The following is a 524-nucleotide window of genomic DNA, read 5'->3' as shown; positions in this document are numbered from 1 at the left end:
CTGGATGTGGGTGCAAAGCGGTGGGCCGCCGGACAAGCCGGTGATCCTTTTCGACTACACAGCCAGCCGCGCGCAGGAGGTGCCGCTACGCCTGCTCGATGGCTACCGCGGCTACCTGATGACCGACGACTACGCCGGCTACAACGCCGTGGCGGCACGTGACGGCATCGAACGCCTGGGCTGCTGGGCGCATGCGCGACGCAAGTTCGTCGAAGCCCAAAAGGTGCAGCCCAAGGGCAAGACTGGGCGTGCCGACGTGGCGCTGAGCCTGATCAACAAGCTCTACGGCATCGAGCGTGACCTGAAGGACGCTAACCATAGCGAACGCCTCGACGTCCGCCAGCAACGCAGCCAGCCCCTGATCGACCAACTCAAGGCCTGGCTGGACAAAACCCAGCCGCAGGTCGCTGGGCAGACGGCCCTGGGCAAGGCGGTAAACTACTTGGCCAGCAACTGGAGCAGGCTGGTGCGCTACATCGAAGGCGGGCATCTACCGATCGACAACAACCGCGCCGAGAACGCCA

General features: G+C 64.7%; 1 protein-coding gene. It reads left to right on the top strand.

What is annotated here, in order from left to right:
- On the top strand, positions 1–524 hold a 524-nt coding region (gene tnpC / locus ACNFCJ_RS24125), incomplete at both ends, for an IS66 family transposase (protein WP_416773900.1).

Origin of the sequence: Pseudomonas sp. NY15364 (genome assembly GCF_048068235.1) — a bacterium.
Classification (GTDB): Bacteria; Pseudomonadota; Gammaproteobacteria; order Pseudomonadales; family Pseudomonadaceae; genus Aquipseudomonas; species Aquipseudomonas mendocina_D.
Note: the sequence above shows the minus strand (reverse complement) of the source record. Positions and strands in the feature narration are given on the sequence as shown.